Source organism: Acinetobacter sp. ANC_7513, from assembly GCF_056779915.1.
Window position 1 is genome coordinate 425,334 of sequence record NZ_JBWYIW010000001.1, and the last position, 25,434, is coordinate 450,767.

The following is a 25,434-nucleotide window of genomic DNA, read 5'->3' on the forward strand; positions in this document are numbered from 1 at the left end:
AAAATAACAATTTAAGTTGCAATTGATGCATTATCACATTGTGTTTTGGCATAGGGTTGCATAAAGTAAGCAAAACAATAAATCCTATGATTGATCAAGACTTCGGAGATTTTATGCGCATCCTTTACCAGTTTCCTTTATCTCACTTTTGTGAAAAAGCTCGCTGGTTACTTGATCATAAGGAATTGGATTATGTTGCTCAAAATATGATTCCGGGCGTACATCGTGCATTCGCAAAATTAAAAACAGGTCAAAACTCTCTGCCGATATTACGTGATAAAGAAAAGTGGATTGCAGATTCAACCCAAATTGCCCTGTATTTGGATGATGTCTATCCAGAGCATTCATTGCTCAGATCAGATTTAAAGTTAAGAAAAAAAGCAATTGAAATTAATGACCTGAGCAATCAATTGGGCGTATCAGTGAGGCGGTGGGGGCTTGCTCAAGCTTTATCTGAAAGTGATGAGCCGCTAGAAATCATGATTGGTGAAAAAGGATATCTGAGAAAATTTCAAAAGATCAGTAAGCCACTTATTAAAACTTTAGTTTCAACCAGCTATCAACTCGATGATGAACAAGTTTCACTTGCTAAAGAAAACATGCATGAAATTATTTTGCAGTTAAATGATCAATTGATTCACAATCAATCTCGATATTTGGTAGGAGATCGTTTAGGTTTGGCAGATATCGCCGTTTGTTCAATGCTTGCTCCACTACTCGAGATTTCTGGTACACCTTGGGAAAGAGAATATCATCAGCCAGTTTCATCTGAATTTGTGGAATATCAAAATCAATTGCTTGATTTGCCGATAGGACAATATGTTAAACGTATTTATGCCAATGAACGAAATGCGCGGGTAGATTGGCGCGGGATATAACAGAGCATATTTTCTGTTATGTTGTCTAATTAGTTAATTTATTTTCATTTGAATCGATATTTTTGAAAAAATAACGCATAATCATTTTGTGCCATGAAAATATTGAGAAGAAGATGGAATTAGATCGTTACGATAAACAAATTTTAGAAATTCTTACGCATGAAGATTTGAATCTGAACGAGCTTTCGGAGCGTATTAACCTGTCTGTAAGTTCAGTGCACCGTCGTATTAAACATCTCATCGAAACCAATATCATGACAAATTTAAAGCGTGATATTAACTATCAAAAATTGGGGTTTAATTTACATGTGTTGTTACAAGTATCATTGAGTAAGCATGACTCAGATACTTTTGCAAAATTTTTAGATGAACTTAAAAGTATTCCTGAAGTGATCAATGCTTTTTTAGTCACAGGGCAATCTGCTGATTTTATTATAGAAGTTGTTGCTCGTGATATGGAAAATTATAGCCAGATTTTGTTACAGCGCATTGGTAAAATTGATCATGTTGTGGCATTGCATTCAAGTTTTGTCATTAAAGAATATGATGTATTTAACTGTCATGGTTTATTGAGTAAAGCATAATTCAAGCTTGCAAAAAAAGACGCCTTTCAATTAAAAAAACGCACCAGAAGGTGCGTTTCTTTAATTCTGAATATGGATTAAGCATCCAATTGCGCTAAAACCTCTTCAGAGAACTCAACGTTGGTATATACGTTTTGTACATCATCTAAATCTTCAAGCATATCAATCATTTTCATGATTTTTTTCGCTTGATCGATATCTGTGATTTCTGCTTTAGTTGAAGGGTTCATCACCACTTCTGCATTGTCAGATTTTAAACCTGCAGCCGCTAAAGCATCTTGCACTGTACCAAAAGACTCTGGTGTGGTGATCACAAGAATTTCATCTTCTGTCACTTCAATGTCTTCTGCACCAGCTTCCAACGCAACGTCCATAATTTGGTCTTCTAAAGAAACATCTTCAAAAGTAATTTCACCACGTTTTGTGAAAAGGAAAGCAACAGAGCCGTTAGTACCTAAGTTACCATCTGTTTTAGAGAAGCAGTGACGAACATCTGGTACGGTACGGTTTAAGTTATCAGTCATTGTCTCAACAATAACGGCTACACCACCAACACCATAACCTTCGTATGTGACTTCTTTTAAATCATCATTGTCTTCACCACCAGCACCACGCTGAATGGCACGGTTGATGACATCACGAGTCATGTTAACGGACAATGCTTTTTCAACAACTGCACGAAGACGTGGGTTGCTTGCTGCATCTGGACCACCGAGTTTTGCAGCTGTAACAATTTCACGAATATATTTTGTGAAAACTTTACCACGACTAGCATCTTGTTTAGCTTTACGATGCTTAATATTGGCCCACTTGGAATGACCCGCCATGCGAAATATGCTCCTTGTAGATTGGCCTTATGCCTAATCAAATCTGCGAAATTCTACCATAAGGGCTTTTTTTTAATAAAGACCCTTATTTTAGCAATTGATCAAGATCAGGCTTTATTCTTCGGTCCAGGAATAATAATGTCTAAACCTGTATGTTCCTTATAAAGTTCCTGAATCAATTTCAAATCATGATCCAACTCTGATGGCATGATTTTGCCAAAAATTCCGCCTTGTTTGGTTTTTTGGTTTACAAACAAGAAAACGATAGGGACGTTTGCGGCTTTTGCGATATGCCAAAAACCGGTGCGGATCGGTTTACGTTGTTCACCATTTTTCGCACGAGTCGCTTCAGGCGCAATCACGAGATTAAATTTGTCATTGGAGTTGAAGAGTTCAACCATTTGCGCCACGATATCTTTATTTGAGTGACGGTCAACTGGAATACCACCAACCCCTTCTAGAATTGGCTTAAAAGGTCCTTTGAATAGTTCTTTTTTAATTAGTGTGTGAATCGGGATATCATGGATTTGAAACAGTGCGATTGAGAGTACAGCATCCATCATCGTGGTATGTTCAAAACCGATAATGACTTGTTTATCACCAAGAACATTCGGTTCAACATGATATTTGACACCAGCAAGTTTAAATGCCATTTCGGCAATGTGTTTTTTCATGATTCACAGAGATATTTGAATTTTATATGGCAGAGTTTCTTACTTCATTTTAAAAAATTCAATCCCTTTAGTAATAAATTATAGAAAAATTGACTACTAAATTTAGATTTTATCTGCAAACTTTACATCCTCGACGCTTACCAAAAATTCATAATTTTTCACATATTTGTGACTGAAATTCTATACATGATCAAGATCGTACGTGATTTGTAAACTGCGATGAATAAATTTTGGTCAAGCTGAAGATAAAAAAATGAAAAACCTTGTTTTTGAATTTGATATTGGCTAGTATTCTGATTCTCAAATACTTGAGAAATCAGTATTTATAGGGCCTATAGCTCAGTTGGTTAGAGCAGCGGACTCATAATCCGTTGGTCCACAGTTCAAGTCTGTGTGGGCCCACCAAATTTTATAATCATATGCATTCATATGAAATCCAAACCCTTAATTCTAAAAGAGTTAAGGGTTTTTTATTGCTTTGTTTAACGTCATATAACTTCATATGGGAACACGCTCTGTGTATCCTTGTTTGTATCCTAAATGGCTTTGTTGCACAAAGATTTGAAAGGCAAAGTGCCCCTAATTGAGCCAAATTTAAGGCGTAACTTGGGTAAGTGGTCGACCTAATTCCGTAAATCTGTTGAGGACCACTACACGTGCATGAACCTCATTGACTTGGCTATCAAAGCTCCTTGCACTTAGTTTATCTCCTAATAATTTGATGCATTGCATTTTAGTCTCAACCAAACTTCGGCGATGATAGCCTGACCATTTTTTCCATAGTGTCCTACCTAAACGGTTAACTGTTTGAAGTAATTCATTTCGCTCTAGCGAGCTGCTCTTTGTATCTTTCCATGGTTTCGCATTTTTTCTAGGTGGAATCACCGCATGCGCTTGCCGATCTGCAATTGCCTGACGGCATTGCTTGGTGTCATAAGTTTTATCGGTATAAACAGAGTCAATCTGCTCATCTTGTGGAATCTGATCTGTAAATCACTAAGTACCTGTGAATCACTGATATTATTGGTTGTGAGCTGAATAGCTCGTATTTGAAGAGTTTCAGCATCTATAGCAATATGTAGCTTACGCCATTGGCGACGATATTCAGGTCCATGTTTTTTGCGTTTCCATTCACCCTCACCTACAAACTTCAAGCCTGTAGAGTCCATGAGTAGATGCAGCCCATAGCTACTTTTTTGGTAGCTGATTGCAATATCAATATACTTTTGTCTTCTACAAAGCGTACTGTAATCTGGCGCTGTCCAATTTAATCCGCAAAGTTTAATCAGACTTTGCACAAAGCCAGTGACCAAACGTAAAGACAGATGGAATAAGGATTTAATCATTAAGCTGAATTGGATGGCTGCGTCGGAGTAGGTTTGATTTCGTCCTTGTTTGCCTTTTGATAGAGCATACCATTGCGTAGTAGGATCAAACCAAATGGCAATATTTCCGCGATTAATGAGTGCTCGGTTATATGCGGGCCAATTGGTTGTGCGGTAGATTTTGTGTGTAGGCTTCTTCATTTGAAAATTATATGGCTGAAGAAGCCCTTAAGAATAGCTTTCTGCAATAAAGCCCCTCTAAGCTAAGAATATTTTAAAATGATGCTATTACGAATAAAAATCAATTAAAGCTTTAAAATTATTATAAGAATCATTTGATTATAAATATCTATTAAACAAAGGGTTTACAGATGTTGTAAAATAAACTTTTAATTGTTAGATTTATCGCAAATTTAATACAAAGTGACAACATGTTTACAGAAAAATTATTGTTCAAGGGGATACTTCTAAGTATTGGTGGAGGGATATTTATTTCATCTGCACATGCACAAAATTTTGACCCTGCGATTGATGGACTTATACGAAATCAAGAACGCCAAGCAGAATTAGAAAAAATCATACAACCTTCGGCAGATGTAAATTTAGATGCTGTACACCAAAAAGAAAGCTTGAAACTTCACGAAATAAAAGAAGAAAAATGTTTTGATATTAATGAAGTAAAACTAAATGGTGAAATGAGTGATAAGTTTAGTAAATACTTAACACAAGCTTTAAAAGAACTCGAATTTAAGTCTGGCATGTGTATAGGTGAGCAAGCTGTTAATTTGCTCATGACTAAAACACAAAACATCATTATTGGTCGTGGCTATACCACAACACGTATTTTGGTAGCCCCGCAAAACTTAAGTACGGGTACGTTAGAACTGACTGTTATTCCTGGTTTGGTTCGAGAAATCAAACTCGATTTAAGTGATGAAGATAATACCCGCGCCGGCCGAATTCAATATGCGAAAAACATATTCCCAATTAAAAATGGTGATGTGCTGAATCTACGAGATTTAGAACAAGGCTTAGAAAATTTAAAACGTGTGCCTACTACAGAGGCTGATATTCAAATTGTCCCTGCTGATGCACCGAATCAGAGTGATGTCATCGTCAAATGGAAACAAAGAAAAATTCCAATCCGTGTGACTCTAAGTGCGGATGATGCAGGAAGTCGCCAAACAGGTAAATATCAAGGTAATATAACAGTCTCGTTAGATAACCCTTTATTCCGAAGTGATTTATTTTATATCACAGTTGGTCGCAACTTAGCGGATCAACAAAAAATCACAGATCAGCATGGTACGACTGTAGAAAGTGGTACTAATAACTATGCACTGCATTACTCAGTACCGTATAAAAACTGGCTCATTAGTGCTAATGCAAGCCAATACAACTACGACCAAGCCGTTGCCGGAGCGAATAACGTCTATAACTACAATGGTGAAAGTAAAACACAAGATCTAGGTGTAACACGATTGTTATATCGCGATGCGAAAAGAAAAACTTCAGCAAGCTTTAAAGGTTGGCATCGAGAATCAAAAAGCTTCATTGATGATGCAGAGGTGAGCATTCAAAGACGTGATGTTTCAGGCTGGCAATTCAATATAGATCATCGAGAATATATAAAATCATCGGTACTTGATTTGAGTCTTGGGTATAAACGCGGGACAGGTGCTTTTAGTGCTTTACGTGCCCCGGAAGAAGCCTTTGATGAAGGTTCTTCACGCATGAAAATTTGGACATTAGATGCCAATCTAAATGTCCCATTTCAATTTGAAAAACAAAACTATAACTACTCCAGTTCAATCAGAGCACAGTACAACGATACACCATTAACCATGCAAGATCGTATGTCAATTGGTGGGCGTTATACAGTACGTGGTTTTGACGGGAACATGACTTTAGCTGCTGACCGTGGTTATTACTGGCGTAATGATTTAGCGATGTCAATTTTCCCAGCACACCAATTTTATATTGCATTAGATGCAGGGCATGTCGATGGACAGTCAGCAGAATTGCTACTGGGTAAAACCTTAATTGGTGGTGCAATGGGTTTCAGAGGACAGTTCAAAGTCGGTGGGAATTTCTATTATGACGTATTTGCAGGTAAGCCGATTAAGAAGCCTGAGTACTTTCAAAATTATGACATGAACTATGGTTTTAGTGTGAATTACTCATTCTAGTTGAGGCCATTATGAAAATTGGAAATATTAGTTTAATTGCACCATCACATTACCCTCATGAGCATTGGAGTGAAGCTGAAGTATTGGGTTCATTGATGTGGTTATGGCAATACGTGCCCAGCTTAAAGGATGCACCCTTAAGTTACTTAATGACGAGAGTTGTGCCTTATATACAGAATAAGCAATTTGTTGTGTGTGTTGAAAATGGTCGAGTCATTGGCTATGTCAGTTGGGCATTTTTAAATAATGAAACTGAAAAAAAATATATACAAAGCCAAGGTCTACCGTTGTCAATCAATGAAAGTAACAGTGGTGATCGTTTATGGATTATAGATTGGTTTAGTCCATTTGGCCGTAGTAAAACAATGAAGAATCTAGTCGCACAACAACTGTTTCCTAAAAATGGTATGAGATCGCTTTATCACAGAGGTAGAGAGACAGGTTTAAGAGTTATGACATTCAAAGGCGATTTAATGAGTGAGCAAGATTTTAACGATTGGCAAAACAAATACGCACTTGCTGAATAATTTATTTAAAAGATTAAAGAATAGGTAATTGAAAAATGAATAAGAACTTTTATAAAACGATTTTCAGTAAAACACGTGGTGAAATGGTCGTTGTTGCAGAAAATGTGTCTGCAGAAGGACAAACAAGTAATTCAAACATCACACATTTAGAGCTAGACACAGAATCTACAGCTGAAAAAAGTTTAGGCTTAAAAGTTCTATCATTTTCCATCATGCTTTTGACGGGCGTTGCAAGCATTGGTATGACCACAGATTTAGCAGAAGCCAATGTGATTGCAGACCCAAATGCAGCAGGGAATCAAAGACCGACGATTATTAACAGCGCTAATGGTACAACCCAGGTGAATATTCAAACGCCAAGCCAAGCTGGTGTTTCAATGAATCACTACGAACAATTTGATGTGAATAAAAATGGGGTGATCCTCAATAACAGCCGTCAAAATGCTCAAACGCAATTGGGTGGTTATATCCAAGGTAACCCTTGGCTTGCAGTCGGTGAAGCTAAAGTCATTGTGAATCAAGTTAACTCAACCAATGCCAGTCACCTTAATGGCTATATTGAAGTGGGTGGACGTAAAGCCGATGTAATTATTGCCAACCCATCTGGAATTAATGTTGATGGTGGTGGATTCATCAATGCTGGTGCAGTTACGTTAAGTACGGGTAATCCGTTACTAAATAATGGTGCGGTTACAGGCTTTCAAGTTCGCGATGGTTTAATCAATATTACAGGACAAGGATTAGATAGCAGTACAGCAGACTACACGCGTTTACTTAGTCATGCAGCACAAATTAATGCAGGTGTATGGGCAAAAGACTTGCAAATAGTCACAGGTCAAAATGACATTGATGCACAAAGTAATATTAAAAGTATAGGTAATGCAAGCAGCGGTACAACGAACAACACACCAAAATTTGCCATAGATACAGGTAGCTTAGGGGGAATGTACGCAGGGAAGATTAGCCTGATTAGTACAGACAAAGGTGTGGGTATTAATAATGCAGGGCAAGTGTTTGCTTCTGCTGGCAGTATTAAAATTAGTGCAGATGGACAACTACAAAACAGTGGTTCAGTTGTTGCACAACATAAAGAAGATCCTCAACAAGCAACATTAGATATTCAAGCTACAGAGTTAAATAACAGTGGCAGTATTTCGAGTTTGGGTAAGCAAAGCATACAAACGACAAACCTGAATAACACTGGTTTGATAGCAACTTCTGCTGAATTGAATATTCGAAATAAAGAAACCATTCAAAACCAAGGCGAACTCAATGCAGGTCGTGTTGATCTAGAAACAAAAGATCTGAAGAACAGTTCAGGTAAAGTTGTTCAAACAGGCTTACAGGACTTAGCGATTGATGCAAAAACACTTAACAATAAAAACAAAGGCTTAATTGGTTATACCGAAATTGATCAAGACACAGGAACAAACCCTAGTACAGGCACAGGTGGTGGAAATACAGGTGGCTCAGGTGCAGAAACAGAAGCCCCAAGCACTGCGACAGGCGGCGGTAGTACCAGTTCAGCCAATTCGTCTATTACAGCGAGTTTTGCCCAAGGTAAAATTAAGGCAGACAGCATTGAAAATGATGCAGGGAAAATCACGGCAAATGGTGGGGTAAGTTTAACGCTCAATCAAGGTTTGGATAACAGTGATGCGACATTAAACTTAAATACTTTGAATGTCCAGGGACAGCATTTTAAGAATAATCACGGTGTGATTACAGCACAAGATGCCAGAGCTAAAACAAAAGATGTTGATAACACTACAGGTAAAATTAAAGTTGTTCAGCACCTGAGTATTGAGAGTGAACAACTTAAAAATACACAAGGACAAATCCTTACGGGTAAAACATTAAGTATTCGTACAGGTGACTTAAATAATTACGAAGGTGAGCTTCTTTCATCACAAGACTTAGAGATTCAAGCGAATGATGTTCAGAATACAGCAGGTAAAATTTTAGCGAATCAAAATGTAGCGATTGATGCAACATCAATTACAGCTGATGGGCAACTCAGTGCAGGCAATGATTTAAAGCTGAAGTTAAAAGAGAGCTTCACGACGAAAAATAAAATTGAAGCAGGAAACAATTTAAAAATTGAGACTGTGGGTAATTTGGTAAATACAACAGAATTACAAGCAGGATCAAAATTAGAACTTAAAGCCAGTGATATTGATAATAAAGATACAGGTAGAATCATTGCCAATAACGGTACCCTTATTCAAAGTGAAAACTTAACCAACCGTGGTGAAATTAACAGTAATGGTCAAACATTAGTTGAGCTGACGAGTACTTTAAATAATATGGGCACAGGTCGTATTTATGGTGACCATGTTGCAGTAGCTGCAAATAAAGTGCTCAACCAAGAAGAAACTGTTGATGAAACAATAGCTGCTGTGATTGCAGCACGAGATCGATTAGATTTGGCAGCGCAAGATATTGTCAATAAAGAAAAAGCATTGATCTCAAGTGAAGGCAATATGGTGATTGCTGGCACTTTAGATGAAAACAAACATGCGGTTGGACAAGCACAAAGTATCAATAATAACAGTGCTAAAATTGAAGCAGGTGCCGACTTAACGATTTCAAGTCGATTGTTGAGAAATACCAATGAGCATTTCCAAACTCAAATAAAAGAAGTTGATCGTCAATATATAGTTGAATATGAAGCACAGGGGCAGAATCAACGCTATCTAGAAGGTAGCCAAGCTGAACTAGGTTGGAAGATTGGCAATGATGAGTCGGATCATCTTGTGACACCAGATGGTCAATGGCATGAAAATTGGCATCGCTATAATTACGAAAAAATTAAAGACCAAACACAAGTTGTAAATTCTGCCCCTGGTCAAATCCTCGCTGGAGGAAATATTAAAATTACGGGTGACGTATTATTGAATTCGGACAGTCAAATACTGGCTGGGGGATTACTAGATGTTAAGGTTGGTGATTTAGACAATCATGAAACATTAGGTCAAACAATTATACGTGATGAGGGAACTTTAACAAATTTTTGGAGAGATCATAAAAAAGGCACGGATGTAACAGGGTCAAATACTTCTGCATATAGACCTGCACCAATGATTACAGAGTTAAATTTAGGTGTATTGAGTTATCAAGAACATGTTCAGGGATTATCAACGACGAATCCTAATACCCAACTTAATACAAATTCAACACTTGAAAATGATATTACGGTTCGCACAATTGATGTAAATACGTCTTTACCAAGTAGTAGTTTATTTAATACTAATCCAGCTAATCCTGAATATTTAATAGAAACTGATCCAGCTTTCACAAATTATAAAAAATGGCTAGGCAGTGATTATATGCTCAAATTATTGAGTTTAGAACCTCAAAATCTGCATAAACGTTTAGGCGATGGTTACTATGAACAAAAAATCACGACTGAACAAGTGAGTCAGTTAACTGGTCGACGCTTTTTAGATGGTTTCAATAGCAGTGAAGAACAATTTCAGCAATTGATGCTGAATGGCGTAACAACTGCACAAGAAATGCAACTTAAAGTCGGGATAGCTTTAAGTGTAGAACAAATTGCTAAATTAACCAGTGATATTATTTGGTTGGTGGAAAAGCAGATCACTTTGAGTGATGGAAGTATTGAAACTGTACTAGCTCCACAGGTCTATGTAAGGTTGCAGAATGGAGATATTAATGGCAATGGCGCATTACTAGCAGGCAGTAATACCGCCCTGAATGTTGAAAATAGTCTTGTTAACAGCGGTACAATAGCAGGTCGAAATGCATTAGTGATTCAAGCAGATGGTATCCAAAACCTCGGTGGACGATTAACAGCAGATCAGCTTTCGGCTAAAGCTAAGAAAGATATTAATAATTTAAGTGGGACCATTGATGCTAAGCAAAAGTTATTCTTAGATGCTGGTGAAAATATCAATATTGTCACTGAAACCAATACAACAGAAAGTGATCAGGGTTCAAACACGCATTTAAACCGTCAAGCTGGTGTTTATGTAACAGCTAAAGGTGGACAAGGCATACTTGCATTAAATGCAGGAAAAGATATACAACTCAATGCTGGTGTTATTTCAAATGCCAGTGAAGAGGGTATTACACAACTTAATGCCAAAAATAATATTAACTTGGGAACGACACAAGTCAGTCAGAAACAACAAAATATTAAAGATTCAAATAATTATATTAAACGTAGTGAGTCTGGAGAAATTGGTAGTCAGATTCAGGCAAATAACGATATTCAGCTTAATGCAGGAAATGATATTAATTTACGTGCATCTGAAGTCAATAGTGCAACAGGGAATGTTGTTGCTCAAGCACAAAATATCAATATTGAATCTGGTGAATATACAAAAGTTGCTGATGATGCTTTAAAAACGAAGAGTAAAGGCTTTGCGAGTACAACGACTCGAATATTCAAGGACAGCTCTGAACAAACACAAGCTGTAGCTAGTGTCATTGGTGGTGAGAATATTTACTTAAATGCTGAAAAAGATATCTCTGTAAAAGGTAGTCATGTTATTGCAGATCAAGATACCAATTTAAGCGCAAAAAATAACATAAAAGTGGAGTCGGCACTTACTCAGTCTACTGAAGAGAGTTTTTATAGTAAGAAAAAATCAGGACTATTTAGCAGTGGTGGTATAGGTGTTACTGTAGGTCAGATAAAAGAAAGTACAGATAACAACAATCAACAATTCACAAGCAATGCTTCATCAGTTGGAAGTTTAGCTGGTCATACAAACATTATCGCTGGTAACACCTATCAACAAACGGGGAGCACAGTATTAGCACAAGAAGGTGATGTAAATATCTTGGCACAACGTGTCAATATAGAAGCAGCCAACGAGCAAAATACCAATGATTATAAGCGTGAAATGGAACAAAAAGGCTTAACACTTGCTGTAAATGTGCCAATCGTGCAACAAGTTGAATCTGTTTTAGATTCATCAAAACAAGTGGGTCAAAGTAAAAATGATCGTGTTAATGCAATGGCAGCAGCCAATGCAGGCTTCGATACCTACAAAGCAGGACAGTCCATAGGCAAATTAAAAGATGTTCTTACTGGCTCTGCTACTTTGAACCAATCGGTAGAGGTTGGGGTGAGTTTAACCTATGGCGAACAAAAGAGTGTAGAAACAAGCCATACACAAAGTAATACAGCTGCTCAAAGTAAAGTGGGCGCTGGAGGTACAACAAACATTGTAGCAAGTGGTGCAGGGGGAGATTCCAACATTAATATCCTTGGTTCTGATGTTGTTGGATTGAAAGGTACCCACTTGGTAGCAGATAACGATGTCAACATCAAAGCCGCTGAACAAAGTAGTATTGAACAATCAAATAACAAGAGTTCAGGTTGGAATGCCGGTGTAACTATCAGTAACCAAACAGGTTTGGGTGTGACAGCAGGAGGGAATCTTGGAAAAGGCAAAGGTGATGGCACTAATACAAGCTATGTCAATAGTCATGTCGGTTCTAAAGACAGTTTAACGACAATTAGCAGCGGTAATGCAACCAATATTATTGGTGGTCAGGTACAAGGCAAAGGTGTACAAATTGATGCCAATGAACTGAATGTTGAAAGCTTACAAGATAAAGCGACCTATAAGAGCAAAGAGCAAGATATTTCAGGGCAATTCAGTGTCGGTACCAATGGCGGTAATGCATCGGGTAGCTTTAGTAAGTCGAATGTTGATGCCAATTACGCCTCAGTCAATGAGCAATCAGGGATCTTTGCTGGAGATGATGGTTACCAAATCAATGTGAAGACTAATACTGATTTAAAAGGTGCTTTGATCACATCGACGCAAAAAGCTGAAAACTTAAAAAATAATAGTCTAAATACTGGGACTCTCACTAAATCTGATATTCAAAATAACAGCGAATATGATGCTAAAGGGATTTCACTGAGTGCTGGATTAAATGCGACTAAATCTGATCAGGGTAAACCCGGTACTGTCATATCAGCGCCTGAAAAAATTGATCAACATGCTTCCACAATCCAAGGTGTAAGCAAGTCGATTGGTTTTGGTTTGGACAGTGATAAAGACAGTAGTGTGACGCAAAGTGGTATTAATACGTCTAATATCACGATTAGAGAAACAGTTCGTCAAGAAGAGCTGACAGGAAACTCTGCTGAGCAGATCAAGTCAGAAATCCTCACACATGTCACAACTGATACAGCACGTGAAAACAGTGGCGCATTGCAAAATAACTTTGATCGAGATCAAGTTCAAAGTGAAATTAATTTACAGATTGATGTGACGAAACAATTTGATGCGAACCGCCAAGAAGTACGTACTGAAATTAATAAAAAGTTAGATGAAGCTAAAAAAGCTAAGGAAGCAGGAACACTGAGTCAAGCTGAGTTCGACAAGAAACAGCAACAACTTCAAACCTTAGGTATCTTAGTTGATAGTATTTCAGCAGGCTTGTCTGTACCAACGAGCAGTGGCTTAGGTATAGCAGCCGCAACAGTGAGTCCTAAGCTTAGCTATGAGATTGGGCAATATTTCAAATCCAATAATAGTGAAGGAAGTGCAGCGCATATTTTAGCGCATACTGTATTGAGTGCGGCAGTTGCAGCAGCAGGTGGCAATGATGCACTCCTTGCAGGAGTTTCTGCGGGTGGAGCAGAAGCATCAGCACCTGTACTAGCTAAATACCTGTATGGTAAAGAATCAAAAGATTTAACCGCAGATGAAAAGGGAACGGTAAGTGCGATTACTGGTTTGGTTGCATCTGGCGTAGGTGAAAGTATTGGTGATGAGGTTTCGAGTGTGCAAAGTGGTCAAAGTGCTCAGAATGCGGTGGAGAATAATGCTTCCATTGCTGGTGCTTATGCCAAGAAAAAATCTGAACAATACAATGAGCTTTGTAAACAAAGTGGTATTTCTGCTGGACAGTGTAGTGAATGGACTGGTCAGCGAATTATAAATAATTCGAAAGAACTAGCAATGATCATAGTTCCTACAGAAATATATGAATTAATTCCTGTTGGTAAAGGGGTTGGAATAATAAGTAAAGCTACAGGTAAAGTGATAGCAAAATTTGATGATGCGAAACAGGCTAAGAAAGTATTAGAAAATATTGAAAATAGCCAGCTTGCAAATAAGAGCTCTAATTTTACAAAATATCTAAATAATGAAAAAATATACTTAACTAATTTTAGCAATAAAAACTTATTACAATCACATTACTCTAAACATGGCAAAGAGTTCAAACAATATGGTGTTAATTCTGCTGAGGAGTACTTAAACTTTGGACAGAATATTATAAAAAATGGAAAAAAGGTAGAATATGATTATAGAGGTGAAAAACGTATCGGGTATGTAGAATTTTTAGGAAATAATTCAAGAGGTGATGCTAAATTTGCATTAGTTGGAACAAATCCTAAAGGTGAAATAACCACAATACATACACAAACAGGTAAAGACTTTTGGCGCACTATAAACGGTAACCCAAATGATAAAGTGATAAGGGAAATTAAATGAAATACTTAGTAAGAATACTTCCAGTGAATGATCAACTTGAGCATATTTTAAATATAAGTTTATTTGATCAAGAATTGGAGGTTTTTGTACCTTATATGAATAAAGATGTTAATTTTGGAGCAGAGTATTTAGTTGATTTAGAGCCAGTTGTTTTAGATGAGTATATTGTTGAAAATACCGAGGAAGAATCAAATATTATTAAAATTGATGATAGTTTAATGTATGAAATTATAGGGTATTTAGATGATGGTAAAATTATATCCAATAATGTTTGTTTTGATGATGAAGTGCTTAGAAATGATTTTTCATATTTAAATAATCAAAAAGTTAAGTGGGTCATCGATAGAATTAATCTTTATTTTGAAGATTAATAATGCGAAATTGAAAGTTTACAAGATTTAGTTTTGTCTGAACAATCAATTTTATCAATAGCGGGTTTTTTTAATTTCATTCTAGTAAGCCTCTGGTAAGCAACTAGTAAGCAAAATCAATATATATTAATGTACAAAAATAGTGAATAATGGATTTTATTGAAATTATAAGTATCTGGTAATATAAATTTTATTTTTATATCTTATCGATATTTTGATTATAGGTTGACGGACTCATAATCCGTTGGTTGACAGTTCAAGTCTGTCTGGGCCGACCAAATAAAACGACCACTTACATGCATTAATTGTAAGTGGTTTTTTATTTTTTAAATTTTGGTAAGTAAATGGTAACAGCTTAAATCAGCAATTATTTATAATGAGCTTTAGGGCATAAAGAGTTCAAAGATTGAATATCCTGATTTAATCAAATTTAATGGTTGTTCTACAATCTTGTTCAAAAGCCTATTTTTCCTAAGCTATTTAAATTTAATAGATAATTTGGATATGGGTTACACCCAATTTAGTAAATCTTTGAATAAGTGTATGAAATCTATTCATTTGGATTTAGACAATGATTGCAGTCTAAAAAAATTCGGTCAATAAAGACACATGCTTAATTTTTTTCAACACTTAGAACTTCAAAAATTCTGTATTTTAGTAGAGTATTTAACCTCAACCAAAAGCCAACAGATAACACGTAATATAGCGGGCTTTCAAGCCTTTGTAGCCATTGCCGATCGTGTCCAATCGGATCACGATATGGCACCCCTTGAAGCAAGTCAGGATTATCCAAAATCAATAGATAAAGTTTTGCATTTTTCAGGGAAAGGTCGTGATATTAAGGATTTCGAGTTATTTCTTCATCAGGCTAGTTCAGCTCAGATTAGAAATTTACTTTTGATCACTGGTGATAAGCTTAAAGAGCATAGTTATGGGGATGATCAATTTGAACGTACTCGATATCTAGAATCGATTAATGCTGTGATGTCCGCAAAGAATTATGGTGGATTTAACATAGGTGTAGCATTTAATCCCTTTAAATATACTGAGGCTGAGCATTATGCTCAATATTTAAAATTACATAAAAAAGTTAGTGCCGGCGCAGATTTTATTATTACTCAATTAGGGTATGACATGGATGCCTTAAAAGAGATAAAGTCTTTTCTAAATCATTACCATTACAAACAAAAAATACTGGCTTGCGTTATGCCACTGAGCTTGGCACGGGCCAATTTTATAGTCAAAAATAAAGTCACTGGTATTGTGATTACACCTTATATGTTGAGAGTGTTGGCTGAGGAAAAACAGAATGGATTGGCTGAAAATGCGTATAAGCGGTGTGCCATACAAATATTGATGTGTAAGCTTTTAGGTTTTAATGGTGTTCATCTTTCAGCATGCGAAAATTCAGAAGAACAGAAGGTTCTGCAAAATTATATTGAGCAATATCAACATGATGATTTAGAGGAACTAGAAGCACGCTGGAAATCTCTTTGGCAGATTCAGACTGGAAATGAGTTTGTTCCAGAATTAACTCATGATGCACGTCAACCGACATTAGGTCAGCTGATTAAATATCATCATTTGCATGTCATGCATAAAGCCCTTTTTGAGTCCAAAATCTCTAAAGGTGTAGGTAGGTTTATTTTTAAAGCGTCCTTTTGGAATAACGAGCTAGCATCAAAAACTTTGTTAAAAAGCGAATTTAAGTCAAAACATATGGTTGTGGGCTGCGAAAATTGTGGTCAATGTAGATTGGCTGATACTTTATATATTTGCCCTGAAACATGTCCTAAAGGACTTGCAAATGGCCCTTGCGGTGGCACCACATTTGATCGATGTGAGTTTGGAGATCGTGAATGCATTCACTCTGTAAAAGCCCGATTAGCCAAAGCTGTAGGACAAACTGACGTTTTAAAAGATACCCTGATTGCAACCGTACCCGTTGAAGTTCGTGGAACCAGTTCTTGGAAAAATTGGTTTTTGGGAAAAGTTTAAGTGTGTTCAATTTCTTGTATGAGTTGATTTATAGTATTGAAATGCAATTATTAATTAACGTTATATAGGGGCTTAAATTATCGTATAAATCTTCAAGCCAAAATTTAATCTATTTTCCTATATATCAACATTTACTGATTCTTAAATTCTCATGATGACTCTATAATTTATTTATTACATAGATGTAAAACGAGAATTAAGGATGAGCATAACGCCCATTAAGTCAGGCACTGGCAATTTAGCTAATGTGATTTATCAACAAATAAAGGATGATATTTTTAGCTTTAAGCTCAAACCTGGACAACGTTTTACTGAAACGGACCTTTCTGAAAAGTATGAGGTCAGCCGTACCCCAACACGGCAAGCACTGTATCGTCTTGAACAGGAAGGCTATGTGAATGTGCATTTCCGCAGTGGTTGGGAAATTAAGCCTTTAGATTTTACCTTTTATCAGGAGCTCTTTGATTTACGTATGATCTTGGAAAAAGAGGCTGTTAAACGTTTATGCGTAATGGATCATGAGCAATCTGAAGAATTACAGAATTTAAAGCGATTATGGCTTGTAGACGAACAGGACTATAACCAGAACACCAAAGCATTGGTGCTGCAAAGTGAAGATTTTCATTGTGCCTTGGTTAGAGCTGCAGGAAATCGTCAAATCGCCAAGATTCATCATGAAATCAGTGAAAAAATCCGAATTGTGCTCAGTCTAGGCGCCATGCGTGAATTCGATATCCAGCATGCTTATCAAGATCATGCTGCAATACTTAGATGTATTTTAGCTCGTGATGCTGATGGGGCGATCCATTTAGCAGAACATCATGTCTTACATAGTATTGAGGACGTGAAGAAAATTACTCTTAAAATATTTTCGACTGTTTAGGATAAATTATTAAAAAAATGCCAATTTTAAAAAATTGGCATTTTTTTTGCCTCTAATTCATATCTTGTATACAAGAATGTACACAAAACTAATCCAGCGATGCCAGAACAACATTTGCTTAGTTTTAGTGCATAGATTTAATGAATAGTGCACCAATTTGAATTCAATATTTGTAAACGCATCAATATTGTGCGTATAAATGAGGATAGTTTTTTTGAGATCTCGTGTAACTTTATTAATAGGTTTAACTGGCATCAATCAAGGGGTGTTTGCAACAGATCAGGTCAAAACCCTAGATACGATTTATCTCAGCACAGCTTTAGCCTCAGAATCTACACAGCACGCTCAAGCACTTACCAAATTTCAGCATGATCTATTGGATATCCCGTTTAATAAAAGCCATTTGTCGCAAGACGTTATCCAGCAGCAAGATATTCAGCGCATGGATCAAGCCCTCAGCATCGTGAGTGGGGTATTGCATCAAAATAATTATGGTGGGGGCTTTTGGGATAACTATTCATTCCGAGGATTCCAAGGCAATCCCAATATGGGGGTGGATGCCATTCGTAATGGGCTGAGTGTCAATCGTGGCATTTCTGCACCTAAAGATATGGTCAATATTGAATCACTGGATTTTTTAAAAGGTCCCAGTGCCGCACTGTATGGACGTGGTGAGGTCGGTGGGGCATTGAATGTCACCACAAAAAAACCAAAATGGACGTCTGAAACAACGCTTAATCTTCGTGGGACAACACAAGATGAATATCGTTTAAGTCTTGAACAGACCGCGCCAATCAGCGATGCGTTGGCGTATCGAATAGCCGCTGCAATGGAAGATAACCAGTCTTTCCGTGATCATGTCAGTAGCCAACGTTTATTTGTCGCGCCACAATTCTCATGGAAATTATCTGAAAATACCCAAGTGGATTTAGATACTGAATTTACCCAGCATCTAGGCACATTTGACCGTGGTATCACGGCTGTCAACAACCAGTTATTGATGGATCCAAAGACCTTTACGGGTGAGCCTTCTGATGGTGATATGCGCGTCAAAGACAATCTCTATCAAGTACGATTAAAGCATCAGCTCAATGACGCATGGCAGATGAATGCTGCGATCAGTTATAAAGATGCGCAAATGGTCGGCTATTCAACAGAACCACGCAAATTACAGGCCGACCTTGAAACATTAGAGCGTCAGCGTCGTCATCGTGATTATCAGACCGAGGATATGCTGCTCCAAAGTGAATTACTTGGTCAACTGCAACTCGGTCATGTTCAGCATGAATGGGTACTCGGTGCAGAAACAGGGCGTTTGGACTTTATGCAACGTCAATTGCGTCTTAATCACTCGGCTGCTCAGCCAAATTGGATCAACATTTACAATCCCACTTATGGGCAATTTAGCTCTGAACTACCTTTACATACCGATTCCGATGAACGTCAGCAGTACATGGCTGTGAATGTACAAGATCAGGTCTTTTTTAATGACCAATGGAATGTGTTATTCGGAGGTCGATTCGATCGTGTCGAACAGCGCTTCATCAACCATCGCACGCAGTTCAAGGATCAGAGTACAGCACAAAAGTTTAGCCCACGCATAGGCCTTAATTACCGTCCTATACCAGCACTGTCTGTATATAGCAATTATGGTGAAGCATTTTCCATGAATAATGGCATGGGTCGTACAGGGGAGACGTTTGCACCTGAAACAGCGAAAAGCTATGAAATCGGCGCGAAATACCAATGGCAAGATCACAGTATGCTTAGCATCGCCTTGTTTGATATGGGCAAAAAAAATGTTCTGATGACGGATGCGATTGACCCAAACTTTGAAGCTGCAGTCGGTGAAGTGAAAAGCAAGGGACTTGAAATTGACTTCAACCATCGTATCAATGACCAGATGCTGGTGTCAGCAGGCTACGCCTATATGGACGCCAAAGTCAGCAAAGATGATGTGTTGCCTGCAGGCTCAGCACTGAGCAACGTACCCAAACATAGTGCACATGTCATGGCAAGTTATGACCTTTGGCAAAATACGCAACATGCAGCAGGTCTAAATTTCAACCTCAATTATGTCGGGCAACGGAGTGGAGACAGCCCAACCAATACGGCTAATGGTTTCAGCTTACCTGCCTATACCGTATTGAACCTTGGGGCTTATTACCAAGCAAATCCAAATTTACGCTATCAACTGAATATTCATAATCTGTTAAACGAGGAATATTATCTATCCAGTTATAGCCATGTATGGATTCAACCCGGTGAGCCGATCAAAGCAGCGTTATCGGTACAGTGGCAATACTAATGCAAAGATTTATTGTCCTTTTACTGAGCTGTGTACTGTTGGGTTGTACGGCAACAGAGCAACCGATATCAGCAAAAATACAAAGCCCAACATCGCACTGTGTGGTTGATAGCTCAGAGACCGAAGTCTGCCTAGCTCAGCCAGCACAGCGCATTGTGTCCTTGTTTGAATCAGGTTTAGACGGGCTATATATGTTAAGGCAGGGTGCAAAGGTCGTGGGGATTCCTGCTGAGGTGTATTTACAGCCTTTGTTATTTGATGCCTACTCAAAAATGGATCCGCGTATTGCAAATAAAGAACTTACCACACCTTCGCAAGGTTCAAATGCCACTAATATTGAAAGCTTAATGCTGTTAAAGCCGGATTTGGTCATTTTAGTCAGTGGACAAACACAAACCATTCAATTGCTTAGACAGTTTGGTATTGCGGTCTATGTGATGGAATCAGGCACTTACGATCAGGTGAAAGAAGAGCTGTATGAAATTGCACAGCTTACAGGTGCTGAGCAACGGGCTAAAGAAATTCTCGAATTTTCAGATGCGCTTCTGGCTGAAGTGGCATTCACAACCTCAAAGCAAAAATATAAGCAATCAATATATTACGCATGGTCAGGTGGGCGAATTTATTCAACTTCAGGACGCAAATCGATTACCAATGATTTTATTGAATTGGCAGGGGCTTACAACGTGGTTAAAACGGAGACCAGTCAACCGAATGTCAATCCTGAAACACTGATTGAGTGGAATCCTGACAATATTGTGCTGTGGAATACCGACCCCAAACTGATTTATCAGCGTAAAGAATTGCAAGGTCTAAAAGCAGTACAACAGCAGAAAGTATTTAATCTCAGCCCTGCATTTATCTATAACCCACATACCATCAAAATTATTGTGACTGCGATTTATCTACATCATCACATTTATCCTGACACCTCAGACTTAGCAGTTGAAGCTTTGCAACTCAAGATTTTACAGAAGCTCTATGGTCAGAAAATTGCCAAGGAGTTGATGTCATGAGCCATACCTCATGGAAATACACTTGGTTTTATCCATTGCCGATTCTGCTGATTTTTGTGTCGCTGTTGCTCGGCCCCAGTCAAACATTAAACGCAGGGGATTATGCACTATGGTTTATCCAGTGGATATTTGGTACAGCGTATTTTGATGCGCAACAATTTAGCTTGATGCAAAATATTGTCTTCAATATTCGCCTACCACGCATCTTATTAACCTTTATGGTCGGGGCGGCTTTGGCAACAGCCGGCAATGGTTTACAAGCTTTATTCCGCAATCCCTTAGTAGATTCATACGTACTCGGGATTTCTTCAGGTGCCGCCTTTGGTGCGGCTTTAGCATTATCTTTGAGTTGGTTATCGCCCAATTTATCGGCGTTTATTTTTGGCGTATGTGCAGTGGCATTAACCTATGTGTTTGCCCAGCAAAAGCATGAAAGCCAAACTTCATTGGTGATGGTGATTTTATCCGGCATGATTGTTTCAGGTCTGTTTTTAGCAGGACTGACCATTATTCAATATTTAAGTGATCCTTTTAAATTACAAGCGATCGTGCAGTGGACCATGGGGAATTTACATCAGGCATCGTGGCAGAAAGTCCAATATGCGATTGTGCCGATTACGGTGGCTTTAATGGGCTTATACGCCATGCGTTGGCGCTTGAATCTGATGGCATTGGGAGCTGATGAAGCACAAGCTGTGGGGGTGAATCCGAAGTGGGAGCAACTCATACTGATTGTATTGGTGACGCTATGCACCTCTACTTCAGTGGCTGCTGCAGGCATCATTAGTCTATACGGACTATTTATGCCGCATATTGTGCGCATGCTGGTCGGCCCTGACCACCGCTACAGTATTCCTGCCAACATGATTCTAGGCGGTAGTTTTTTACTGCTGATTGATAATTTTTCACGAGTTATACTGAGCTTTGAAATTCCAATCGGCATTTTCACCATGCTCCTCGGTGCGCCATTTTTTTTATTATTGATCAAAACACAAAGGACGGCTTGGGCATGATTCATATTGAACAGTTGAACTATGCCTATGGGCATAAACACGTGTTAAAAAATATTCAGCTTGAATTCTCAGCGCATCAGTTCTCGGTGATTTTAGGTCGCAATGGTTGTGGCAAATCCACCTTATTTAAGCTGATGGCAGGTTTAGAACAGACCACAGATGGGCAAGTACTTTATGCGGGTCGGGCTTTAGAACATATAAAAGGCAAGGAAAGGGCCGCGCTACTTGGGTTTTTACCGCAGTTCCATAAAACGGTTTTCCCATTTTTAGTTAAAGACGTGGTGATTACAGGTCGGGCTGCATTCAGTCGATTTCGACCATCCAAGCAAGATTGGGACATGGTTGATCAGGCTTTAATGGATCTCGATATCGAACATTTAAAAGAGCGTCCTTATACCGAGCTGTCAGGGGGGGAACGTCAATTGGTGATGATTGCCCGTATTTTGGTACAAGCACCAAAAGTGATTTTATTAGATGAGCCGACTAATCATTTGGATGTTTATTATCAATCTTATTTGATGAAAAAACTACGTCAATTGTCGCGACAGAATTTTACTGTGATCGCTATTATGCATGACCCGAATTTGGCATTTTTATTTGCCGATCATTTGTTCTTTATGCGTGAACATGAAGTGATTCGTCCTGATTCAAAAGCGCGTCTCACCGATCCGAAATTTTTAAAAAGCGTCTACGATGTCGAGTTTCATGAAGCTATGATTCAAGATAAAACCATTGTTATCCCTGATCATTCTTGGTTGTAAAATGAATTTAACCTATGAAACACTGCAATCCGCCGATCAATCTGTCATTCAATTTGCTTTATATTCACGGCAGCTTTTATTTCCAGAACTGTATGGTGCTTGTATTCCAAAAGATATTGCCCAGTTTGAGCAGTACTATGTGGACAGTCCTTTAGGCTGTTTTATCGTGGTCAAAAATCAAGCCAAAATTATTGCAACGATTGCTTACCGTGCCTATGACGGACGTTTTGATTTGGATATTGCTGAAGGTGCTGTTGAGGTGGTCAAACTTTTTGTACTGCCTGAATATCGTCGACAAGGCATTGCCACGCAACTGTGTCAGTTATTATTTACACATGCCGAGCAACACGGCATAGAAACCTTGTATTTGCATACACATCCATTTTTACCTGCAGCGGAGCAATTTTGGCGTTTACAAGGTTTCGACGTGATTAAACGTGAGTGGTTAAAAACTTACAATACCATTCATATGTTAAGAACTATAAAATCTGATCATCGATTTTGAAATTTAGCCATAAGCTTAATTATTTATATAGATTATAGCTAAATACTGAAGTAATCAGTCTAGATCATCCAGAGCATTTGAATAGAATTTCACACCTATTTTGATGCGATCACGCCCTTGGCTCATACGCCAACGATTAGTATCACGTAAGGAATAGACGCAACCACAATATTCCTGTTGGTAAAACTCCTCTTTTTTGCTGATTTCGAGCATACGCACAGCACCACCATTCTTACGCCAGTTGTAATCCCAATAAGTTATCCCTTCATAATGTGAAGCTGAACGATGACCACAGTCGTTGATTTGCTTCATATCTTTCCAACGGGAAATACCAAGCGAACTACTTATTAGACTGAAGCCATTTTCAGCTGCATATAAAGCTGTACGTTCAAAACGCATGTCAAAACACATAGTACAACGAATGCCTTTTTCAGGTTCATTTTCCATACCTTTGGCGCGTGCAAACCAATTGTCTGTATCGTAATCACAGTCGATAAAAGGAATGTTATGTTTTTCGGCAAAGCGAATATTTTCTTCTTTACGAATTTCATATTCTTTGACAGGGTGAATATTGGGGTTATAAAAAAAGATCGAAAAGTTGATGCCTGATTCAATCAGGGTTTCCATCACTTCACCCGAGCATGGTGCACAGCAGGAATGAAGTAGAAGTTTGTCGTGACCTGCTGGGAGAGACAGTTTTTGACGTTCAAGTTTGTTTGACATGGTTATATAGGTTTAAATTTAAACCCTATATTTTAAAGATTGAGTTGATAATTAAACCTCTAATAAGCTGATATTTTCTAAGGTTAGGTTGAGATAAATTCACTTGAGCACCATTTGAGTGAACGGAATCGCATCCGTATACCAGTGATCTACTCATTAACTGCATGGATAAGTTAGCTCATCTATTCTAAATCGCTTTGAAATAGCGAATATGCTTTAACATGAGGGATTCTCATCTTAAGCTGAATTTATATCGTTTTACTCACTTTATTATTCACGTTTAAATACAGCCATTCAGAAATTTAGCTTTTTATAAAATTTTAGGTGGCAATCTCCATGAGTACAGCATTTGAGTGTTCAATTAAACGTATCCGTTTTGATGAAAACTATACGCCAGCAGAAAGTACACGTTTGACTACAAACTTTGCTAATTTGGCTCGTGGTGAAAGTCGTCAGGAAAATCTGCGCCGTACACTTGCGATGATCAACAACCGTTTTAATAACTTGGCGACTGTCGATAATCCTAAAGGTGATCGCTATTCACTTGAGATCGACATCATTTCTGCAGAAATTGATATCGAAGGCAATGGACAAACTTTCCCATTTATTGAAACACTGAAAAGTGTGGTGATTGACCACCAAACAGGTGAACGTATTGAAGGTATGATTGGCAATAGCTTCTCATCTTATGTGCGTGATTATGACTTCAGTGTGGTATTGCCTCAGTTGGGTTGTCGCGTGGGTGAAAAACCTGAAGATTTTGGTGATCTACATGGCAAATTGTATAAACATTTGGTGAATTCAGCAGTATTTAAAGCAGAATTCAATAAAGAACCAGTAATTTGCTTAAGTGTTTCAACCTCTAAAACCTATTACCGTACCACCAACGTACATCCTATTTTGGGTGTGGAATACAAAAATGATGAATATTCACGTACCGATGAATATTTTGCCAAAATGGGCTTACGTGTACGTTATTTCAAACCTGAAGGTGGTAACGCACCACTCGCATTCTATTTTGCTGGCGATTTAGTCCGAGACTACACTGATTTTGAATTGATCAGTGCGATTGCGACCATGGAAAGTTTCCAACGCATCTATCGACCTGAAATCTACAACACCAATTCTCCTGCAGGTGTGGTGTATCAACCAAGTTTAAGCTATGGCGATTATTCACTTACACGTGTGGTGTATGACCGTGTAGAACGTGCTGAGTTAGCAGTCAAACAAGGTAAATGGACAGAAGAAAATTTCATTAAGCCTTATCAAGACATTTTAAATGAATGGGCTGAAAATTTCGAAGTCGAAACAGCTGCTTAAAACATCCAATTGATATACAGATTCACGAATTTAGAGAAAGAAGAT

The 25,434-nt window shown here is 38.0% G+C and carries 17 protein-coding genes, 1 tRNA gene and 1 pseudogene; 15 read left to right on the plus strand and 4 right to left on the minus strand.

Features of this window, described 5'->3' with window-relative positions; all coding sequences use genetic code 11:
- Positions 1 to 113: 113 nt before the first annotated feature.
- Entirely contained in the window at positions 114 to 878 is a 765-nt protein-coding gene (locus tag AC1M9B_RS02075) for a glutathione S-transferase family protein (RefSeq protein WP_481587043.1), read from the plus strand.
- A 113-nt stretch (positions 879 to 991) separates the two neighbouring features.
- Positions 992 to 1,462, plus strand: coding sequence for an Lrp/AsnC family transcriptional regulator (locus tag AC1M9B_RS02080; RefSeq protein ID WP_035264497.1), 471 nt, complete (start codon positions 992 to 994; stop codon positions 1,460 to 1,462).
- A 77-nt stretch (positions 1,463 to 1,539) separates the two neighbouring features.
- On the opposite strand, the gene AC1M9B_RS02085 is transcribed toward AC1M9B_RS02080, so the two are convergent.
- A complete protein-coding gene (locus tag AC1M9B_RS02085) occupies positions 1,540 to 2,289 on the minus strand; it encodes a YebC/PmpR family DNA-binding transcriptional regulator (RefSeq protein ID WP_035264495.1) in 750 nt (249 codons plus the stop codon).
- Between the two features lie 107 nt (positions 2,290 to 2,396).
- Positions 2,397 to 2,963 (minus strand): 1-acyl-sn-glycerol-3-phosphate acyltransferase, encoded by a 567-nt coding sequence (locus AC1M9B_RS02090; RefSeq protein WP_481608422.1) that lies wholly within the window; start codon positions 2,961 to 2,963, stop codon positions 2,397 to 2,399.
- 328 nt (positions 2,964 to 3,291) lie between these two features.
- Between AC1M9B_RS02090 and AC1M9B_RS02095 the strand changes: the two genes are divergently transcribed.
- Positions 3,292 to 3,368 (plus strand) — tRNA-Ile (locus AC1M9B_RS02095).
- A 189-nt stretch (positions 3,369 to 3,557) separates the two neighbouring features.
- Here the strand turns inward: AC1M9B_RS02095 and AC1M9B_RS02100 are convergent.
- Positions 3,558 to 4,489, minus strand: a pseudogene (locus AC1M9B_RS02100) (IS5 family transposase).
- Between the two features lie 230 nt (positions 4,490 to 4,719).
- Between AC1M9B_RS02100 and AC1M9B_RS02105 the strand changes: the two are divergent.
- The 11 genes from AC1M9B_RS02105 to AC1M9B_RS02155 all read left to right on the plus strand — a co-directional run bounded on the left by AC1M9B_RS02105 (position 4,720) and on the right by AC1M9B_RS02155 (position 23,346).
- Entirely contained in the window at positions 4,720 to 6,477 is a 1,758-nt protein-coding gene (locus AC1M9B_RS02105; protein WP_481608423.1) for a ShlB/FhaC/HecB family hemolysin secretion/activation protein, read from the plus strand.
- Positions 6,478 to 6,488: 11 nt separating this feature from the next.
- Positions 6,489 to 7,004 (plus strand): toxin-activating lysine-acyltransferase, encoded by a 516-nt coding sequence (locus AC1M9B_RS02110; RefSeq protein WP_481596953.1) that lies wholly within the window; start codon positions 6,489 to 6,491, stop codon positions 7,002 to 7,004.
- Between the two features lie 35 nt (positions 7,005 to 7,039).
- Positions 7,040 to 14,491, plus strand: a complete 7,452-nt coding sequence (locus tag AC1M9B_RS02115) for a two-partner secretion domain-containing protein (RefSeq protein ID WP_481608424.1) — start codon at positions 7,040 to 7,042, stop codon at positions 14,489 to 14,491.
- Positions 14,488 to 14,862 carry a hypothetical protein gene (locus AC1M9B_RS02120; RefSeq protein ID WP_481608425.1) on the plus strand — a complete coding sequence of 125 codons (375 nt, stop codon included), beginning with the start codon at positions 14,488 to 14,490 and terminating at the stop codon, positions 14,860 to 14,862. The genes AC1M9B_RS02115 and AC1M9B_RS02120 overlap by 4 nt, the downstream gene beginning before the upstream one ends.
- A 609-nt stretch (positions 14,863 to 15,471) precedes the next feature.
- Positions 15,472 to 16,860 carry a methylenetetrahydrofolate reductase C-terminal domain-containing protein gene (locus AC1M9B_RS02125; RefSeq protein WP_481591121.1) on the plus strand — a complete coding sequence of 463 codons (1,389 nt, stop codon included), beginning with the start codon at positions 15,472 to 15,474 and terminating at the stop codon, positions 16,858 to 16,860.
- A gap of 202 nt (positions 16,861 to 17,062) precedes the next feature.
- Entirely contained in the window at positions 17,063 to 17,743 is a 681-nt protein-coding gene (locus tag AC1M9B_RS02130) for a GntR family transcriptional regulator (RefSeq protein ID WP_481589877.1), read from the plus strand.
- Positions 17,744 to 17,957: 214 nt separating this feature from the next.
- A complete protein-coding gene (locus tag AC1M9B_RS02135; protein ID WP_481608426.1) occupies positions 17,958 to 20,051 on the plus strand; it encodes a TonB-dependent receptor in 2,094 nt (697 codons plus the stop codon).
- Positions 20,051 to 21,067 carry an ABC transporter substrate-binding protein gene (locus AC1M9B_RS02140; protein ID WP_481608427.1) on the plus strand — a complete coding sequence of 339 codons (1,017 nt, stop codon included), beginning with the start codon at positions 20,051 to 20,053 and terminating at the stop codon, positions 21,065 to 21,067. The genes AC1M9B_RS02135 and AC1M9B_RS02140 overlap by 1 nt, the downstream gene beginning before the upstream one ends.
- Positions 21,064 to 22,080: a FecCD family ABC transporter permease gene (locus AC1M9B_RS02145; RefSeq protein WP_481608428.1), complete on the plus strand. Its 1,017-nt coding sequence runs from the start codon at positions 21,064 to 21,066 to the stop codon at positions 22,078 to 22,080. The genes AC1M9B_RS02140 and AC1M9B_RS02145 overlap by 4 nt, the downstream gene beginning before the upstream one ends.
- On the plus strand, positions 22,077 to 22,841 hold the full coding sequence (locus AC1M9B_RS02150) for an ABC transporter ATP-binding protein (RefSeq protein WP_481608429.1): 765 nt from the start codon (positions 22,077 to 22,079) through the stop codon (positions 22,839 to 22,841). Before AC1M9B_RS02145 ends, AC1M9B_RS02150 begins: the two co-directional genes overlap by 4 nt.
- A gap of 1 nt (position 22,842) precedes the next feature.
- Complete coding sequence (locus tag AC1M9B_RS02155; RefSeq protein ID WP_481589882.1) at positions 22,843 to 23,346, plus strand: GNAT family N-acetyltransferase; 504 nt, start codon at positions 22,843 to 22,845, stop codon at positions 23,344 to 23,346.
- Between the two features lie 54 nt (positions 23,347 to 23,400).
- Here the strand turns inward: AC1M9B_RS02155 and AC1M9B_RS02160 are convergent, their stop codons facing one another.
- Positions 23,401 to 24,069: an epoxyqueuosine reductase QueH gene (locus AC1M9B_RS02160; protein WP_092766431.1), complete on the minus strand. Its 669-nt coding sequence runs from the start codon at positions 24,067 to 24,069 to the stop codon at positions 23,401 to 23,403.
- A 336-nt stretch (positions 24,070 to 24,405) separates the two neighbouring features.
- On the opposite strand from AC1M9B_RS02160, the gene AC1M9B_RS02165 reads away from it, so the two are divergent.
- Positions 24,406 to 25,389 carry a putative oxygenase MesX gene (locus tag AC1M9B_RS02165; protein WP_481608430.1) on the plus strand — a complete coding sequence of 328 codons (984 nt, stop codon included), beginning with the start codon at positions 24,406 to 24,408 and terminating at the stop codon, positions 25,387 to 25,389.
- Positions 25,390 to 25,434 lie beyond the last annotated feature (45 nt).